This is a genomic window from Kitasatospora purpeofusca (assembly GCF_042691725.1).
GTDB classification, from domain to species: Bacteria; Actinomycetota; Actinomycetes; order Streptomycetales; family Streptomycetaceae; genus Kitasatospora; species Kitasatospora purpeofusca_B.
The window spans coordinates 3812910-3830499 of the sequence record NZ_CP170483.1; the positions used below are offsets into that span (position 1 = coordinate 3812910).

The 17590-nt window shown below is 74.9% G+C and carries 17 protein-coding genes; 8 read left to right on the plus strand and 9 right to left on the minus strand.

All coding sequences use genetic code 11. The features are described from left to right. Positions 1-4: 4 nt before the first annotated feature. Both dapC and fdxA read right to left on the minus strand, forming a co-directional pair. Complete coding sequence (gene dapC / locus ACFCLZ_RS16015; protein ID WP_380285562.1) at positions 5-1168, minus strand: succinyldiaminopimelate transaminase; 1164 nt, start codon at positions 1166-1168, stop codon at positions 5-7. Between the two features lie 20 nt (positions 1169-1188). After that, a complete protein-coding gene (gene fdxA, locus ACFCLZ_RS16020) occupies positions 1189-1515 on the minus strand; it encodes a ferredoxin (protein ID WP_030061559.1) in 327 nt (108 codons plus the stop codon). Between the two features lie 265 nt (positions 1516-1780). Here fdxA and ACFCLZ_RS16025 point away from each other — a divergent pair, with 265 nt between their 5' ends. Then, on the plus strand, positions 1781-2692 hold the full coding sequence (locus ACFCLZ_RS16025; protein ID WP_380285563.1) for a GNAT family N-acetyltransferase: 912 nt from the start codon (positions 1781-1783) through the stop codon (positions 2690-2692). 59 nt (positions 2693-2751) lie between these two features. Then, entirely contained in the window at positions 2752-3633 is an 882-nt protein-coding gene (locus ACFCLZ_RS16030) for a transglutaminase family protein (RefSeq protein WP_380285564.1), read from the plus strand. A gap of 9 nt (positions 3634-3642) precedes the next feature. On the opposite strand, the gene ACFCLZ_RS16035 is transcribed toward ACFCLZ_RS16030, so the two are convergent. Then, positions 3643-4275, minus strand: a complete 633-nt coding sequence (locus tag ACFCLZ_RS16035) for a response regulator (protein ID WP_380285565.1) — start codon at positions 4273-4275, stop codon at positions 3643-3645. An 11-nt stretch (positions 4276-4286) separates the two neighbouring features. Next, entirely contained in the window at positions 4287-4925 is a 639-nt protein-coding gene (locus ACFCLZ_RS16040; RefSeq protein ID WP_380285566.1) for a hypothetical protein, read from the minus strand. A gap of 65 nt (positions 4926-4990) precedes the next feature. Here ACFCLZ_RS16040 and ACFCLZ_RS16045 point away from each other — a divergent pair, with 65 nt between their 5' ends. Continuing rightward, positions 4991-5938, plus strand: coding sequence for a MerR family transcriptional regulator (locus tag ACFCLZ_RS16045; RefSeq protein WP_380285567.1), 948 nt, complete (start codon positions 4991-4993; stop codon positions 5936-5938). Between the two features lie 73 nt (positions 5939-6011). Here ACFCLZ_RS16045 and ACFCLZ_RS16050 read toward each other — a convergent pair whose 3' ends face one another. The 5 genes from ACFCLZ_RS16050 to ACFCLZ_RS16070 form a co-directional block, all read right to left on the minus strand. Next, entirely contained in the window at positions 6012-6152 is a 141-nt protein-coding gene (locus tag ACFCLZ_RS16050) for a hypothetical protein (RefSeq protein WP_380285568.1), read from the minus strand. Positions 6153-6236: 84 nt separating this feature from the next. Then, positions 6237-7478, minus strand: coding sequence for a sensor histidine kinase (locus tag ACFCLZ_RS16055; protein ID WP_380285569.1), 1242 nt, complete (start codon positions 7476-7478; stop codon positions 6237-6239). Positions 7479-7486: 8 nt separating this feature from the next. Beyond that, positions 7487-8209: an ABC transporter permease gene (locus ACFCLZ_RS16060; RefSeq protein WP_380285570.1), complete on the minus strand. Its 723-nt coding sequence runs from the start codon at positions 8207-8209 to the stop codon at positions 7487-7489. After that, positions 8206-9174: an ABC transporter ATP-binding protein gene (locus tag ACFCLZ_RS16065; RefSeq protein ID WP_380285571.1), complete on the minus strand. Its 969-nt coding sequence runs from the start codon at positions 9172-9174 to the stop codon at positions 8206-8208. The genes ACFCLZ_RS16060 and ACFCLZ_RS16065 overlap by 4 nt, the downstream gene beginning before the upstream one ends. A gap of 174 nt (positions 9175-9348) precedes the next feature. Then, positions 9349-11502, minus strand: a complete 2154-nt coding sequence (locus ACFCLZ_RS16070; RefSeq protein WP_380285572.1) for a prolyl oligopeptidase family serine peptidase — start codon at positions 11500-11502, stop codon at positions 9349-9351. 226 nt (positions 11503-11728) lie between these two features. Between ACFCLZ_RS16070 and ACFCLZ_RS16075 the strand changes: the two genes are divergently transcribed. The 5 genes from ACFCLZ_RS16075 to ACFCLZ_RS16095 all read left to right on the plus strand — a co-directional run bounded on the left by ACFCLZ_RS16075 (position 11729) and on the right by ACFCLZ_RS16095 (position 17543). Continuing rightward, positions 11729-11923 (plus strand): DUF2304 family protein, encoded by a 195-nt coding sequence (locus ACFCLZ_RS16075; protein ID WP_344344199.1) that lies wholly within the window; start codon positions 11729-11731, stop codon positions 11921-11923. Between the two features lie 51 nt (positions 11924-11974). Then, positions 11975-12916, plus strand: a complete 942-nt coding sequence (mshB, locus tag ACFCLZ_RS16080) for an N-acetyl-1-D-myo-inositol-2-amino-2-deoxy-alpha-D-glucopyranoside deacetylase (protein WP_380285573.1) — start codon at positions 11975-11977, stop codon at positions 12914-12916. Next, positions 12913-13374, plus strand: a complete 462-nt coding sequence (locus ACFCLZ_RS16085; protein WP_380285574.1) for a DUF6113 family protein — start codon at positions 12913-12915, stop codon at positions 13372-13374. Before mshB ends, ACFCLZ_RS16085 begins: the two co-directional genes overlap by 4 nt. A gap of 237 nt (positions 13375-13611) precedes the next feature. Next, positions 13612-15714, plus strand: a complete 2103-nt coding sequence (locus tag ACFCLZ_RS16090; protein WP_380285575.1) for a peptidoglycan binding domain-containing protein — start codon at positions 13612-13614, stop codon at positions 15712-15714. Between the two features lie 113 nt (positions 15715-15827). Beyond that, positions 15828-17543, plus strand: coding sequence for an ABC transporter family substrate-binding protein (locus tag ACFCLZ_RS16095; protein ID WP_380285576.1), 1716 nt, complete (start codon positions 15828-15830; stop codon positions 17541-17543). Positions 17544-17590: the final 47 nt, after the last annotated feature.

Consider the following 17590-nt stretch of genomic DNA (forward strand, 5'->3'; position numbering starts at 1 on the left):
CGGGCTACCGCGCGGCGGCCGCCGCGCGCAGCCGCTCCACCGCCGCCGCGACCCGCTCGTCGGTCGCGGTGAACGCGACCCGCACGAACCGGTCGCCGGCCGGACCGTAGAAGTCACCGGGCGCCACCAGGATGCCCAGCCCCGCGAGTTCGGCCACCGTCTCCCAGCACGGCCGGTCCTGGGTCGCCCACAGGTAGAGGCTGGCCTCCGAGTGCTCGATCCGGAAGCCGTACGCCTCCAGCGCCGCCCGCAGCGCCGCGCGCCGGGCCGCGTACCGCTCCCGCTGCTCGGCCACGTGCGCGTCGTCCCCGAGCGCGGCGGCCGTCGCCGCCTGCACCGGGGCGGGCACGATCATGCCGCCGTGCTTGCGCACCTCCAGCAGCTCCTTGACCACCACCGGGTCGCCCGCCACGAAGGACGCGCGGTAGCCGGCCAGGTTGGAGCGCTTGGACAGCGAGTGCACCGCGAGCAGGCCCTCGTGGCCACCGTCGCCGCACACCTCGGGGTGCAGCACGGAGACCGGCTCGGCCTCCCAGCCGAGCTCCAGGTAGCACTCGTCGCTGACCAGCAGCACCCGGTGCTCGCGCGCCCACTCCACCGCGCGGCGCAGCTCCCGCGCGCCGAGCACCCGCCCGGTCGGGTTGGACGGGGAGTTCACCCAGAGCAGGCGCACCCGGGAGCCGTCCAGCTCGTCCACCGAGTCGTACTCGACCGGCTCGGCGCCGCACAGCCGCGCGCCCACCTCGTACGTCGGGTAGGCCAGCCGCGGGTAGGCGACCTGGTCGCCGGGGCCGAGGCCCAGCTGGGTCGGCAGCCAGGCGACCAGCTCCTTGGAGCCGACGGTCGGCAGGACGGCCTGCGGGCCGATCTCGGCGCCGAGCCGGCGGTGCAGCCAGCCGGCGATCGCCTCGCGCAGCTCCGGCGGGCCCCAGACGGTCGGGTAGCCGGGCGTGTCGGTGGCTGCGGCGAGCGCCTTCTGGATCACCTCGGGCACCGGGTCGACCGGGGTCCCGACGGAGAAGTCGCAGAGCCCGCCGGGGTGGGCGAGCGCGGTCGCCTTGTACGGCTCCAGCTTGTCCCAGGGGAACACCGGCAGCAGGTCAGAAACGCGGCGCGCCGCCCCCGGGTGGCCCGGGAACGGCGCGTGCGTGCTGTTCTTGGTACTCACAGCTCAGTTGCCACCAGTCGTCAGTGGTCGGCGTTCTGCGGCGGCAGAGCGGCGATGAACGGGTGGTCGCGCTCGATCAGACCGAGCTTCGAGGCGCCGCCGGGCGAGCCGAGGTCGTCGAAGAACTCGACGTTGGCCTTGTAGTAGTCCTTCCACTCCTCCGGCGTGTCGTCCTCGTAGAAGATCGCCTCGACCGGGCAGACCGGCTCGCAAGCGCCACAGTCGACACACTCATCCGGGTGGATGTAGAGCGATCGCTCGCCCTCGTAGATGCAGTCAACCGGGCACTCTTCGATGCATGCCTTGTCCTTGACGTCGACACAAGGCTGCGCGATGACGTAGGTCACGCTGTCGTTCCTCCTCGGAAGGGCTCGGCGGCCCATTCTGTTTTCTCGCGTGCGCGGGTGAGCGCGGCGTCGTCGATGCCCGCCCCTAGTATCGCGGGTCGGAGACCGCAAATGCACAGGAGGTGCCCAGATGGCCGCCGAAGGGCCGGTTCAGGACCGTCCGGAGGTCCGGATAGATCGCTCTGACGTGGGCCGCAGGGTCTCTGTTCGGCGGCTCGCGGGGTTCGCCGACGACAACCGGCCAGTATTCCGCGATGTGATCGGTGTGCTCGCATCCTGGGACGCCGCCGGGCTCACCGTGGTGCCCAGGAGCGGCGAGCCGGTCTCCTTCGACGAGAAGCTGCTGGTCGCCGGCAAGACCGTGCCGCTCTTCCCGGCCCGGCGCGCCCCGCTGCCGCCGACCGGTCCGGCCGAGCTCCAGCGGATCGCCGCCCGCGGCTGGCCGGCCGTCGAACAGGAGCCGCTGGGCGCGTGGACGCTGCGCGCCTCGGCCGGGTTCACCCGGCGCGCCAACTCCGTGCAGGCGCTCGGCGACCCCGGTGTGCCGCTCGACGAGGCGCTCACCACCGCGCGCGGGTGGTACGCGGCGCGCGGGCTGCCGGCCTGGGTGGAGGTCACCACCCCCGGCTCGCCGGAGGCGCTGCGCGCCGAGCTGGACCGGCTGGGCCCCGCATACGCGCCCACCCTGGTCCGGGTGGCCGAGCTGGCGCCGCTGACCAGGCTCGGGGACCGGGCCGGCCGGGACCGGGTGCGGCTGGCCCGGACCGCCTCCGCCGACTGGATGTCGCTCTACCGGCGAGTGACCGACGACCCTGCCGTGGAGGAGGCCGCCCGCGCGGTGATCCACGGCGGCCCCTCGGTCTGGTTCGCGACCGTCCACGACACCTACGGCTGCGGGACCGAGGGCGACGGCGCCCCGCCCGTGCTGGCCGTCGGACGCTGTGTCGTCGACGGACCGTGGGCCTGCTTCGGCGCCATCGAGGTGGCGCCCCGGGCCCGCCGCCGCGGCCTGGCCACGGCGGTGATGGCGGTGCTCGCCGCCCGGGCCGCCGAGGAGGGCGCGAGCGGCGCCTACCTGCAGGTGGAGGCGGAGAACGCCGGGGCGATCGCGCTCTATGACGGGTTGGGCTTCACGACCAGTCACACTTACCACTACGCGCTCCTGCCCCAGGGCTAGGGCGACGCCCTGGAACCGCCTGTCTGTCCGCCCGTCCTACGAAAGCCGCCGCCACCGCCGTGACCGAGCAGAGCAGAGCACGCTTCCGGACCGAGGCCCGGGCCGAGCACCCCGATCCGGTGCTGCTCTGCCTGCTCGCGGCCGCCGAGCACCTCCCCGCCCCCGACCCGGACGACCCGGACGACCTCCAGGGCCCGCCCTCCGTCGACGCCCTGCTCGCCGCCTGCGCGGCGGCCCTGGACCGGCACGCAGCCACCGTCCGGCACGCCGTCGCCGAGCGGGCCCCGTCCGGGCCGGAGGAGACCGCGGCGCTGCTGGCCGCCGTCCTCGGCGGGCGCGAGCGGTTCCACGGGCGGCAGTCCGACTACCGGCGGCTGGAGTCCTCGCTGCTGCCCGACGTGCTGCGGCGCCGGCGCGGGCTGCCGATCATGCTCGCGCTGGTCTGGTCGGCCGTCGCCCGGCGGGCCGGGCTCACCGTGCACGGCGTGGCCCTGCCCGGCCACTTCATCGTCGCGGTCGGCGGGCCCGTCGGCGGCGAGGAGTACGTCCTGGCCGACCCGTTCCACGGCGGCCGGCTGCTCGACCTCGACGACGTGGCCCGGCTGGTGCGCGCCGCCGGGCACGAGTTCACGCCGGAGCTGCTCACGCCCGCCCAGCCGCTGGACGTCGTGCTGCGGGTGCTCGGCAACATCAGGACCTGGGCCGCCGACCGCCCCGAGCACGCCCGCACCCAGCTGTGGGCCACCGAACTCGCCCTGCTGCTCCCCCGCCACCCCGCCCAGCTCCGCCTCGAACGCGCCGAGCTGCTGGTGCGCACCGGCGACTTCCTGGGCGGGGCGGCGGAGATGGACGAGTACGCCGGGATCCTGGACGCCTTCGACCCGGACGCCGCCGCCAAGGTCCGCCAGGAGGCCCGGGCCGCCCGCCACCGGCTGAACTGAGCCACCCGGTCAGAGCCAGCCCTTCTCCAGGGCGATCCGGACCGCCTCGGCGCGGTTGCGGGCCTCGGTCTTCTGGATCGCCATCGAGAGGTAGTTGCGCACCGTCCCCTCGGACAGGTGCAGCCGCTCGGCGATGTCCGCGTTCACCGCGCCGTCCGCCGCGGCCGCCAGCACGTCCCGCTCGCGGGCGGTCAGCGGGTTCGCCCCCTCGGCCAGCGCGGCGGCGGCCAGCACCGGGTCGATCACCCGCTCGCCGCGCAGCACCCGGCGGATCGCCTCGGCCAGCTCGGCGGCCGGCGCGTCCTTCACCAGGAAGGCGTCCGCGCCCGACTCCATCGCCCGCCGCAGATAGCCCGGGCGGCCGAAGGTCGTCGCGATCACCACCTTGGTCTGCGGCCGCCGCGCGCGCAGCAGCGCCGCCGCCTCGATGCCGGTCATCCCCGGCATCTCGATGTCCAGCACCGCCACCTGCACGTCGTGCGCGATCGCCGCGTCCACCACCTCGTCGCCGCGCCCCACCTGGGCGACGACGTCGATGTCCCCCTCCAGCCCGAGCAGCGCGGCCAGCGCCTCCCGGACCATCCCCTGGTCCTCCGCCAGCAGCACCCGCACGCAGGGCCGGTCGTTCCGAATGTCGCTCATGGCGCCCGACCCTACGGCGTTCCGGCGGGCAGCGGCCGGACCAGGTACACCCCCGGCCGCGGGCCGGTGACGTCCAGCCGGATCTCGGTCCCCTCGACCACCGCCGACCGGGCCGGGGCCTGCTTCGGCTCCTCCGTGAACCGCGCGATCATCGACGCCCGCTGCGGCGCCGGCAGCTTCCCGTCCAGGGCGAGGTCCGTGGCGTCCGCGAGGTCGTTCGCCGCCGCCGCGGACATGCCGCCGACCACGTTGAACTGCACGAAGCGCGAACGGCCGGCCGGCTCCGCCGTGATCATGAACACCAGGTCGTACCCGCCGGGTCGCGCCTTCCGCCCCTCGTACTCGACGTGCCGCGGAGGGCCGCCGGGCGCCGACGGTGGCGGCGTGACCACGGCCGAGTGGACCTCGAAGCCCCACCGCGTGCGCAGTTGCCCCGCCAGTTCCCCGGCGATCGGACCCGGCAGCCGCTCCCCGTCCCAGTGCGGGGTCGGCGACGGCGTGGGCGTGGTCCTGACGCCCGCCGCGGCCGAGGCCGTCGGCGGTGGCCCGGCCTTCGGCCGCGACCAGCCACAGCCCGCCGCCCCCGACAGCACCACCACCAGCAGGATCCCTGAAAGCCCGGCGCGCCGGGCTCGTTCGTCCACCCCCATGCCGCCGCAGCCTACTCACCGCGGCCCCTTGAGTCTCCCCCGGGGGGAGACGCCAAGCTGGGGCCATGCGGGACGACGAGCTCGGCACCACCCTGTACTCCATCGGCGAGTTGGCCCGGCGCACCGGGCTGACGGTGAAGGCCGTCCGGTTCTACGCCGACGCCGGGCTCGTCCCGCCCACCACCCGCACGCCGGCCGGCTACCGCCGCTTCGACGTGCCCGCCCTGGCCCGGCTCGACCTGGTCCGCACCCTGCGGGAACTGGGGCTGGACCTGGCCACCGTCCGGCGGGTGCTGGACCGTTCCGCCCCGCTGCGCGAGGTGGCCGCCGCGCACGCCGACGCGCTGGACGTGCAGATCCGCACGCTCCGGCTGCGCCGGACGGTGTTGCGGGCGATCGCCGAACGCGGTTCCACGACCGAGGAGATGAGACGCATGCACCAGCTCGCGAAGCTGTCCGACGCCGAACGCCGGCGCCTGGTCCACGACTTCATCGACGCCGCCTTCGGCGGCCTGGACGCCAATCCGGAGTTCGTCGCGATGATGCGCTCCGCCATGCCGGAGCTGCCGGACGAGCCGTCCGCCGAACAGATCGACGCCTGGGTGGAGTTGGGCGAACTGGTGCAGGATGAGGACTTCCGCGCCGCCGTCCGGCGGATGGCCGCCCACCAGGCGGCCGAGCGGGCGGCCGGCGACGACACCGGCCTGCACGTCGCCCTCTCCGAGACCGTCCGCACCGCCGTGACCGCCGCCATCGCCGACGGCGTCGCCCCCGGCTCCCCCGCCGCCGCCCCGGTCCTCGACGCCCTCTGCGCCGCCTACGCCGCCACCTTCGCCCGCCCCGACGACGCCGCCCTGCGCGCCTGGATCCTCGACCGCGTCGAAACCGCCGACGACCCCCGCGCCGAGCGCTACTGGCAGCTCCTCGCCACCATCAACGGCTGGCCGGTCCAGGAGAGCCTCCGCGAGGTCTTCGCCTGGTTCACCACCGCCCTGCGGGCCTCGCTGGAGTAGGAAGTCGGCCGGGCCGACTTCCTACTCCCCGGCACTGCTCCGCGGCGCTGTTCCGGGGGCCGGGGCCCGGGGCTCACCCGGGGCGCCCGGCGGGCCCGGTTCGAACGTCCGTAGGCACCGCCCCGACGACGGCGCCGCGGGCCTCGGTGAGGGCGGCGCACGGGATCAGCGCGAGGAGCAGGACGACGAGCACCACCGCGACAGGCTTCGGCATGCCCGTCATGCTGCCCGCCGCCCGGGAGCGGCGGCGGCGCGCCGGAGCGCGGGGCCGCCGAGTTCCTCCGCCCGGACCAGCCGTTCAGGAGGCCGGGACGGAGGCCGTCCGCAGCGGCACCGAGGCCCGCAGCCGAAAGCCCCTGCCCCGCTCCCCCGGCCCGGTCTCCAGCCGGCCGCCGACCAGGGCGAGCCGCTCCGCCAGGCCGCAGAGGCCGTTGCCCGGGTGGGACTTGCCCGGGCCGGGGCCGTCGTCGGCGATCTCCAGGACGGCGTACCGCTCGCCGTTCCCCTCCCAGGTCTCGTCGGCCCGCACGGTGCAGACCGTGGCGCCCTCACCGTGCCGCACGACGTTGGTGACCGCCTCGCGCAGCGCCCAGGCGAGCGCGGCCGCCTCCTCGGGGGCCAGCGCCGGCCAGGCGTCGAGCAGGTCCGGCGCGGCCTCCAGCCTGACCTGGGCGGCCGCCAGCGCGGTGCGGGCGGCGGCCAGCTCGACCGGCAGGGTGGGCCGGCGGAAGCCGGTGACCGCCTCCCGGACGTCGATCAGCGACTGCCGGGCGACCGTCTCGATGTCGGCGACCTGCGCCCGCGCCGCCTCGTCCTTGCCCGCGTCCATGAACCGCCCGGCCAGTTCGCTCTTCAGGGTGATCAGCGACAGCGAGTGCCCGAGCAGGTCGTGCAGGTCCCGGGCCAGCCGCAGCCGCTCCTCCGAGGCCGCCAGGTGGGCGACGGCGGCCCGGGCCTCGCGCAGTTCCTTCATGGTGGCGACCAGGCGCTGCAGACCGCTCATCGCGGCGCCCGCGAGGAAGGCGCTGAGCGTGAAGGTCCAGACGCTGTCCATGTCGGCGTGGGTCAGCAGGCCGATCCCGGCCGTGGTCGCCGCCATGCCGAGCAGCGCGCGCAGGACGTACCGCGCCGGTGTGATGATCGCGACGCAGACCGAGGCGTAGATGAACAGGGACAGGAAGGCGGTGCCGAGAACGAAGGTGGACGTCACGGCGAGCAGCACCATCCCCGCGACGATCACCCGGCAGGTCCGCGGCCGCGTCCCGGGCGCCGAACGGAGGACCACCAGCAGGATGTAGCCGACGACGAAGGCCGCCAGACAGACCCAGCCGAGCACCGTGGCGCCCGTGCCGTGGCCGCCGTCCAGCAGGTCGCCCACGGGGTAGGCCAGGTAGATCATCCACAGCAGCATCCAGGAGACCTTGACCAGCAGCTGCCGCCCGGTCTCCACCGGAGCGCCGGGGACGTTCATGAACGACGGCCGGGCCCCACCCGGCTCCGGCTGTTCGTCGGTGCTGCGGGCGGGACGCGGGTCGCTCATGTCGATCATCATGCCCGGCGGGTGTCGCGGCGGTACAGGGTCGCCGCGGCGACGACGAACACGGCGAGGAAGGCCGCGAGCCCGGCGACGGCGACGGTGTCCAGGGCGTGCCCGGGCTCGGTGAAGGTCGCCAGCCGGTTGTAGAGGTACACCGGGTTGAACCGGGCGAACCTCTCCAGCGAGCCGCTCACCGGGAACCACGTCCCGCCGAACAGCGCCATCACCATGTAGGTGATCATCACGATGGTCTGCACCGAGTCCGGCGCGGCCGCGTAGCCGAGCGCCACCCCGAGCGCGGCGAAGACGAAGCTGCCCAGCCACAGCGCGAGCACCAGGCCGATCCACTGCCCCGCGCCCAGCGAGACGCCCTGTCCGGCGCCGACCGCGAAGACCACCAGGATCGCGGGCAGCGTGGTCACCGCGCTCGCCGCGATCTTGCCGAGGGTGTACGCCCGGCCGGGCAGCGCGGTCAGCCGCAGCTGGCGCACCCAGCCGCTCCTGCGTTCCAGCGAGATCCGCTGCGCGCTGCCGGTCAGCACCGCGCCGACCGCGCCGAAGGTGGCCATCGAGACCATGAAGTAGGTCTTCACCGGCAGGCCGCCGGCGAAGTTCGCGCTGTCGTAGGCGTGGATGAAGAAGACGTACATCAGCGCCGGGTAGGCGATCGTGAAGAGCAGGTAGCGGCGGTTGCGGAAGGTCCGCAGGATCTCCAGCCGGATCAGGGTGGTCATCGCGCACTCTCCAGGGCGGGCTCGGCGGGCTCGGCGGATGCGGCGGCGTCCTGCTCGCCGGTGATGCTCAGGAAGGCCTGCTCCAGGCCCAGGCCGGTGACCTCCAGGCCGCGCGGGTACAGGCCCGTCCGGTAGAGGGCGGCGACGGCGGCGTCCGCGTCGGCGGTGCGGATCCGCACCGTCCGCACGCCGGGGACGCGGGCCGCGATGTCCAGGCCCTGGACGCCGGGCAGCCGGCGCAGCGGGGCCTCGTCGAACGCGCCGTCCGCCTCGTGCAGCTCGAAGGTGACCCGGCGGGCGCCGGCCCGGGCCTTGATCTCGGCGGAGCTGCCGTCGGCGATCAGCCGGCCGCGGTGCAGGACGAGGACGCGGTCGGCGATCGAGTCCGCCTCCTCCAGGTAGTGGGTGGCGAACAGGACGGTGCGCCCGGCATCGGCCTGCGCCCGCATGCTCGCCCAGAACGCCCGCCGGACCGAGACGTCCATGCCGGTGGTGGGCTCGTCCAGGACGATGAGGTCGTTGGCGCCCGCGACGGCGAGCGCGAAGCGGACCCGCTGCTCCTGGCCGCCGGAGAGCCTGTCGACGCGGCGCTCGGCGAGTTCGGTGATCCCCGCGTCGTCGAGCACCTCGGCGACGGCCCGGCCGCGCGGGTGCACGTCGCAGGCGAGCCGCACCAGTTCGCGGACCTTGACGTCGGCCATCAGGCCGCCGCTCTGCAGCATCGCGCCGACCCGGCCCGCCGTGATCGCGGCGCGCGGGGCGCCGCCGAACAGCGTGACGCTGCCGCGGTCGGGCTCGCGCAGGCCGAGCAGCAGGTCGAGGCTGCTGGACTTGCCGGCGCCGTTCGGGCCGAGCAGGGCGACGGTCTCGCCCGGCCGCAGGACGAGGTCGAGGCCGTCCACGGCCCGCACCCGCCCGTAACTCTTGCTGACGCCCCGGAAGGCGGCGACTTCTCCCGCACCCATGGCCCTGGTCCTCCCTGTCGGTGCTGTTTCCGGCACCACCAGAGTCCCGCCGGGCCGGGGTGCGGCGGCAGTGGCCGCCGTCGTGCGTTCGGCATGACGGATGTCATGCCGAACGCACGGACCGGCGTCACGGTCCTGATCCGGGCCCGCTCCCCCTCCTCGGCGCGCCGCGGCTCAGATCCCGAGCGACTTCTTCACGAAGTCGACCTGGAGCAGCAGCAGGTTCTCCGCGACCTCCTCCTGCGGCGTCATGTGGGTGACGCCGGAGAGCGGCAGCACGGTGTGCGGGCGCCCGGCGGCGAGCAGCGCCGAGGACAGCCGCAGGGTGTGCGCGGCCACCACGTTGTCGTCGGCGAGCCCGTGGATGATCATCAGCGGTCGCTCCAGCCCGGCCGCGTAGCCGGTCAGCGAGTTGCCGTCGTACACCTCGGGGTGCTCGGCCGGGTGGCCCAGGTAGCGCTCGGTGTAGTGGGTGTCGTACAGCCGCCAGTCGGTGACCGGCGCGCCCGCGACCGCCGCGTGGAAGACGTCCGGGCGGCGCAGCACGGCGAGCGCGGCGAGGTAGCCGCCGTACGACCAGCCGCGGATGGCCACCCGGTCGAGGTCGAGCGGGAACTCCCCGGCGAGCGCCCGCAGCGCGTCGACCTGGTCGTCCAGGGTGGCCCCGGCGAAGTCGTGGTGGATCGACTTCTCCCAGGCCGGCCCGCGGCCGGGGGTGCCGCGGCCGTCCGCGACGACGACCGCGAAGCCCTGGTCGGCGAACCACTGCGCGTTGAGGTGCGGGTTGTGCGCCTGGACGACGCGCTGGCCGTGCGGACCGCCGTACGGGTCCATCAGGACGGGCAGCAGGCCGTCCCGCTCGCGGTCGTAGCCGGTGGGCAGGAAGACCGCGGCGGGGATGCGCCGCTCGCCGGCGAAGCGGAACACCGGGCGGGCGGTGATCACCGGGGTCTCGGCGTGCGAGGCGATGACGGCGACGTCGTCCACCACCACGCCCTCCGGCAGGTCCCGGGCGACCTGCACCAGGGTGCCGGGCAGGTCGGGCTCGGCGGTGGCCCGCACGGTGACGCCGGCCGCGTGCACGGCGGTGGTGACGGAGGTGAACGGGCGGCCGTTGGCGGACTCCCAGGCGAGCCGCTTGCCGTCGTGGCTGATCCGGCCGACAGCGATCCAGCCGGGCTCGGGGTCGGTCTCGGCGGCGCCGCCGGAGGCCGTGAAGAAGACCTCCTCGGCGGTGACCGCGAGCACCGAGCGCAGGTGCAGGTCGGGCCCGGTGGCGGTGTGGTCGCCGATCACCAGCGAGCGCGCGCCGGACTCGTCGGAGATCCGCACCAGCTTGCCGTCCGGGGTCCAGGCCGGGACGCCCTGGAACAGTTCCAGCCAGAGGTCGTCGCGCTCCTCGTGCAGCACCTCGGTGGCGCCGGTGGCGACGTCCAGGCCGAGGGTGAGCTGGGCGCGCTGGTCGCGGGACTGGACGAGCAGCAGCGGCACGCCGCCCTTCGACCAGTGCACCCGGGCCAGGTAGGGGAAGGCCGCGCGGTCCCAGACCACCTCGGTGCGGGTGCCGTCCAGGCCGAGCAGCCAGAGCCCGACCTCGGCGTCGGCGGTGCCGGCGGCCGGGTAGGCGACCTCGGCGGGCTCGCGGTCCGGGTTGGCCGGGTCGGCGATCCACCAGCGGCCGACCGGGGTGTCGTCGGCCCGCTCGACGAGCAGCCGGTCGCTGTCCGGGGACCACCAGTGGCCGCGGTCGCGGTCCATCTCCTCCTGGGCGATGAACTCGGCCTGGCCCCACGTCACGTTCGGCCCGTCGGGCCGGGCGAGGGCGCGGTCGCCGGTGCCGTCGACGCGGGTGAGCCGCAGCTCGCCGGAGGTGGTGGCGTACGCGACGTGGGTGCCGTCCGGGGAGGGGCGCGGGTCGAGCAGCGGGCCCTCGGCGGGCAGTTCGGTGGCGGTGCCGGCGGCCAGGTCGGCGACGAACAGCCGGCCGGACAGGGCGAAGGCGGCGAGCCGGCCGGCGCCGTCCAGGGCGTAGCCGACGATGCCGGCCGAGCCCTCGCGGCTGCGTTCGCGGCGGGCCTTCTCGGCCGGGGAGAGGTCCTCCTCGCCGCCGCCGAGCAGCACGGCCGGGTCGGCGGCGATCCGCTCCTCGCCGGTGGCGGTGTCGAGGGTCCAGAGCAGGTTGGCGCGGTCGCCGCCGGAGGGCGAGCGCAGGAAGACGACCCGGGAGCCGTCGGGTGCGACGGAGAAGGACCGGGGGGCGCCGACGGTGTAGCGCAGGGTGCGCGCGTACTGCCTCGGGAAGGTGTCCGCTGAGGTGTGGGTGGTCATGGCACCAGACCCTACGACCCGGGGTCGGCCGATCGTGATCACTCGTTCGGAGCATCGGCCGCAAGTACGCCCGGAAGGGTCCCGCACCCCCTCCGACCGGCCCATGCGCCCCAGCGGTGCCACCGTGCCCCGGGGCATGCGGACTCACCCAGCGTCATGATCCCATCACTCTTCGGGTATGACTGGTGCACGAGTGCTCGCCAGGCCCCGAGGAGTGTGAGCCGCCATGGCCCTGTCCATCTCCGCCGCCATGCTGATGCTGGTCATCGTGGTGGTGCTGATCCGCCGCTCCGGCCTGAAGCTCGCGCACGCGATCGTCTGCGCGCTGCTCGGCTTCTACCTGGCGTCCAGCTCCATCGCCCCCTCGATCAGCCAGGTCACCAGCAACCTCGCCGGGATGATCAACGGTCTGCGGCTCTGACCCGCCGCGTGCGGTCACCGGGGCGGCGCGCCGGTCGTTAGGCTTCCTCCCATGACCGCGACTACCGGCCGCCGCCTCCTCCTGGTGCACGCGCACCCCGACGACGAGTCGATCAACAACGGCGCCACGATGGCCCGGTACGCCGCCGAGGGCGCCCACGTCACCCTGGTGACCTGCACCCTCGGCGAGGGCGGCGAGGTGATCCCGCCGGAGCTGGCCCACCTGACGGCGGATCGGGACGGCACCCTCGGCGCGTACCGGATCGGCGAGCTGACCGAGGCGATGGCGGCGCTCGGGGTCACCGACGTCCGCTTCCTCGGCGGTCCGGGCCGCTACCGCGACTCCGGGATGATGGGCGTGCCCGACAACGACGCGCCCGACTGCTTCTGGCGGGCCGACGTGGACGAGGCGGCCGGCCGGCTGGTGGCGGTGGTCCGCGAGGTGCGCCCGCAGGTGCTGGTCACCTACGACGAGCAGGGCGGCTACGGGCACCCCGACCACATCCAGGCGCACCGGGTCGCGACGCGCGCCCACGAGCTGGCCGCCGACCCGGCGTACCGGCCCGAGCTGGGCCCGGCCTGGCGGATCGCCAAGGTCTACTGGAACCGGGTGCCCCGCTCGGTGCTCGAACGGGCCCTGGCCGAGACCGCCGAGAAGGCGCCGTTCCCGGGCGTGGCCGAGCCCGCGGACGTGCCGGGCGTGGTGGACGACGAGCTGGTCACCACCGCGCTCGACGGCGGCGCGCACGCCGGCCGCAAGGCCGCCGCGATGGCCGCGCACGCCACCCAGATCACCGTGGACCCCACCGGCGCGTTCTTCGCGCTCTCCAACCACCTGGGCCAGCCGCTGCTCGCCACCGAGTACTACCAGCTGGTGCACGGCCAGGCCGGGCCGCGGCTGCCCGAGGACGACCTGTTCGCCGGCCTTGACGCCGGCCCGGACACCGCCCCGGCGGACGCCCCCGCCGCGACCTCCGAGGAGCGCGTCCGATGACCCCGCCCGCCCCCGCACGGCCCGCGCGCCGTTCCGTCCCGGCGGCCGTCCTCGGCACCCGGGACGAGCGGCTGAAGGAGCCCCAGCCCCCGCGCGCCGCACGGATCGCGGCCTATGTCCTGCTCTTCCCGCTGGGCTTCGCGGTGTCGGTGTGCGGAGCGTTTGTGCAGGCCTTGTGGCCGCCCGTGGGAGTCCTGCTGGCGCTCGCCGCCACCGCCGCCACCTTCTACGGCGGCCTGCGGCTGACCGGCACCCGGCTCGGCGCGGCCGTCCCGGCAGCCGGCTGGTTCCTGGCGCTGCTGCTGGTGATGGTCCCCCGCCCGGAGGGGGACAACGTGCTCTGGACCAATGCCACGTCGCTCGCCTGGCTGTTCGCCGGCTCGATCCTGGGCGTGATCTGCGCCACCCTGCCGACCCGCGCCGGCTGGTTCCCCGGGGTGATGGGCCCGCCGCGCTGACCCGGGCGGCCACCCGCGTACGGTGGCCGGTACGACGGGCAGTCAGCACCGCCCGGTCTTACTCTCATACCGGAGGAACCGGACGTATCGGGATCTCTCCGAACCGGTTCACCGGTCGGTTCTTCCCAGTATGGTGGTGCCGCAGAACGCCGTACCCGACGCCGCCCGCCAGGCCCGGCGCAGACGAACCGCGGTCGCGCCGCACGGCCCGGCCCGCGAACCCGGAGCAGAGCAGCATTGAGCAGCCGCGAATCTGACAACGCCCACCCGACGCCTCGGCGCACGGGCCCGGACGCCTACCCCTCGGGCACCCCGCCCTACGGGACACCGGGCTTCGCCGGCGGCGACCGCACGGGTGGCACCGGCCCCGCCAAGGGCCCGGCTCCGGAGGGCGAGGGCGAGGGCCCGAAGACCGAGACCACCCTCACCACCCGGGTCCGGATCAACATCCCGGGCTCGCGCCCGATCCCGCCGGTGGTGGTCCGCAGCGCCGTCAAGAACGAGGACGGCGGCGCCGAGGAGGCCCCGGCGCCCGCCGCCGAGCCGGCCGGCCCCCGGCACCGCTCCGCCGCGCCCGCCTCCCCGGTGCTCGGCGTGATGGACGGCGGCAGCCGCGGCACCCCGCCGAACCTGCCGCCGGAGTGGCAGATCCCGCCGGCCACCTCCGAGGCCGAGTCGACCGGCGCGTGGTTCCGCCCGCGCCAGAAGAAGGCCCCGGCCGCCGAGGGCGTCGCCCCGGTGCCGGCCACCGCCCCGGCCGCGGGTGCCACGCCCGCCGCCCCGGCCCCCGCCCCGCAGCGCGGCGCGGCCCGGGCCAACGGCCGCCCGGTGCCCGCCCAGGCCCAGGCCCCCGCACCGCACTCGAACGGCACGCCGGCCGCCCCGTACGGCGCGGCCGCGGAACTGCCCGCCGACGAGGCCGGCGTCTACGCCGACTCCCCCGCCGACCCGTTCGCCCCCGCCGATCCGTTCGCCCCGGCCCCCGGCACCCCCGGCGCGCCGAGCCCCGAGGACACCTCGGTCGACGGCTTCGCCCCGATCCGCGACGACGCCCCGGCCGCGCCCATATCCGGCGCGCCCGCCGCACCCGGCGGCGCCCCGCAGCCCGGCCTCTTCCCCGGCGCCCCGGCCGGTGCCGACCCGTTCGCCGCCCAGCGCCCGCCGGCCGCCGCCGCGAACGGCGCCCCGGCCCCCGGCGGCCTCTTCCCCGGCGCCCCCGGCCGCCAGGGCGAGCCCGCCGCCGACCCCTTCCACACCGCCGTCCCGAACCCCGAGAACGCGCCCGCCGACCCGGCCGCCGCCACCTCCCCGGCGTCGGACGGCCCGTCCGCTCCGACGCCGGCCCCCGCCGCCGCCAAGCCCGCGCCGACCCCCAAGCCCAGGCCGAGCGCCGCCAAGAAGCTGGTCAAGCTCGCCACCTACGCCGTCGTCGGGGTGGGCTTCCTCGGCGCCGCCGCCTACGGCACCGGGCTGATGCTGAACCAGTCCGACGTCCCCAAGGGCACCGTGGTGCTCGGCACGGACATCGGCGGCAGCAGCCGCGACCAGGCCATCCACCAGCTCGACGAGAGCGTCGGCAAGGCCGGCCAGCAGCCGGTCAAGCTGAAGGTCGGCGAGCAGAGCATGGACCTCGACCCGACCGCCGCCGGGCTCGCCTTCGACACCACGGCCACCGTGGACAAGCTCGCCCAGCACTCCTACAACCCGCTGGACGTCCTCAAGTCGCTCAAGGGCGACGAGAAGGCGGTGCCGCCGGAGGTCAAGGTCGACCGGGCCAAGCTCAAGTCCGCGCTGGAGGCGCTGGCCGGCGGCACCGGCCAGGGCCTCCAGGAGGGCTACGTCAAGTTCTCCGAGAGCGGCGAGGCCGTCGTCGTCCCCGGCAAGGCCGGGCAGGCGGTGGACTCCGCCGCCGCCGTCGACCTGGTCGACGCGGCCTACCGCGACCGCGCCGCGGGCAAGCCCGAGCAGGCCGTCGCGCTGGCCGTGACCGCCGCCCAGCCGAAGACCTCCGCGCAGGCCCTCCAGGGCGCGGCGGACACCCTCGGCAAGTCCGTGGTGAGCAGCCAGATCCACCTCCAGGCCGGCACCAAGAAGTTCGACTTCGGCCCGAAGACCGCGGCCGTGGCCCTCACCCTGGTCCCGGACGCCAACGGCAAGTTCGTGCCCAAGTGGGACCTCGACGCGCTGGGCCGCCAGCTGGTCGCCGGCGGCTTCGACAAGGTGAAGACGAAGAAGAACGGCCAGCTCGTCCCGATCACCCCGCAGGACGCCGCGGACCAGATCACCCTGCTGCTCGACAAGACCGGCGACAAGGACCGCACCTTCAAGTTCCCGGTCTGACCCGACCGCTGTCGAGGGCGGGCCCGATTCCGGGCCCGCCCCTCGACAACCCCACTCCCGGTCAGCAAGATGTGTCGCCTGTCATCCGCCGCATCCGTCCCGGGAGAACCACCATGGGCCGCCCCCTGTACCGCCGCACGGCCCTGCTCGCCGGCCTCACCGCCGTCTCGCTGTCGCTGACGCTCTGTTCCTGCGCCCCCGGCAGCGGCTCCGGCGGCACCCGCGCCCTGCCGAGCGCCGTCGAGAGCCCCAAGCTCACCGCCGTCGACATCAACCCGCACGACCGCGCCGAGCTGCGCCAGGGCGGCACCCTGCGGATGGCGATCCCCCAGTACTCCACCCAGTGGTCGCCGATCCAGACCGACGGCGCCGAGTCCTCCACCATCGCCGTCAGCAAGCCGCTGCTGCCGACCTTCTTCCGCTCCGACGCGGCCGGCACCCAGACCCCCAACCCGGCCTACCTGCTGGACGCGCGCGCCGAGCAGCGGGACGGCCGGCAGGTCGTGGTCTGGACGCTGAACCCCAAGGCCCACTGGTCCGACGGCACGCCGATCACCTGGCGCGACATCGAGGCCAACTGGCGGGCACTGAACGGCAAGGACCCGGCGTACCGGGCGGCCAGCAGCACCGGATTCGAGCAGGTCTCGGCGGTCGAGCGCGGCAAGGACGACCACCAGGCGGTGATGACCTTCGAGCGGCCGTACTCCGAGTGGCAGTCGATGTTCAACGGCGCCGCCAACGCCCCGCTGCTGCCGGCGAGCAGGATCGCCACGCCCGAGCTGTTCAACACCGCCTACCTGGACGCCATCCCGGTCACCGCGGGCCCGTTCAAGGTCGAGAGGATGGACCGGGCCGCGCAGACCGTCACCCTGGTCGCCGACCCGGCCTGGTGGGGCGACAAGCCGCTGCTGGACCGGATCGTCTTCCGCGCCATGGTGCCCAACACGATGGCCGCCGCCTTCAACAAGGGCGAACTCGACCTGTTCAACAACGGCCCGGACGTGGCCGGCTACCAGCTGATCCGCACCACCCCGGGCGCCGCCGTCCGGCGGGCCGGCGGGCCGGACTACCGGCAGTTCACGCTGAACAGCCGCAGCCCCGCGCTCACCGACCCGGCCGTCCGCCAGGCGCTCTTCCAGGCGATCAACCGGGACGCCATCACCCGCTCCGACCTCGCCGGGCTCGACTGGCCCACCGTCACCCTCAACAACCACCTGCTGGTGGCCAACCAGAACGGCTACCGGGACAACTCCCTGGGCCTCAGCCGCTACGACCCCGCCGAGGCCGTCCGCAAGCTCGACTCGGCGGGCTGGAAGCTCGACGGCGACGTCCGCCGCAAGGACGGCAAGGAGCTCAACCTGCGGATGGTCATCCCGGCCGGCGTCACCCAGGCCCAGAACGAGGCCGCCGTCGCCACCGGCATGCTCAAGGAGGTCGGGATCAAGGTCACCACCGTGACCGCCAGCCCCAACGAGTACTTCGACAAGTACGTCAACCGGCGGGACTTCGACATCGCGGCCTACTCGCTGCTCGGCACGCCCTTCCCGGCCAGCGGCAACCGGACCAACTTCGCCACCAACGGCGGCACCAACCACTCCCAGACCGGCAGCCCGGCGGTGGACGCCGCGTTCGACCGGGCGGCCGCGGCGACCGACGCGGCCGGCACCTTCGAGGCCATCAACCAGGCCGACGGCGAGCTGTGGAAGGTGGCCGGGATGCTGCCGCTCTACCAGCGCCCGCAGCTGTTCGGCGCCCGCGCCGACCTCGCCAACATCGGCGCCCAGGGCCTCTCCGACATCGTCTGGGAGAACGTCGGCTACCAGAAGTGACGGCAGGGGCCCCGGAGCCCGAACCGGCTCCGGGGCCCCTTCGGGCC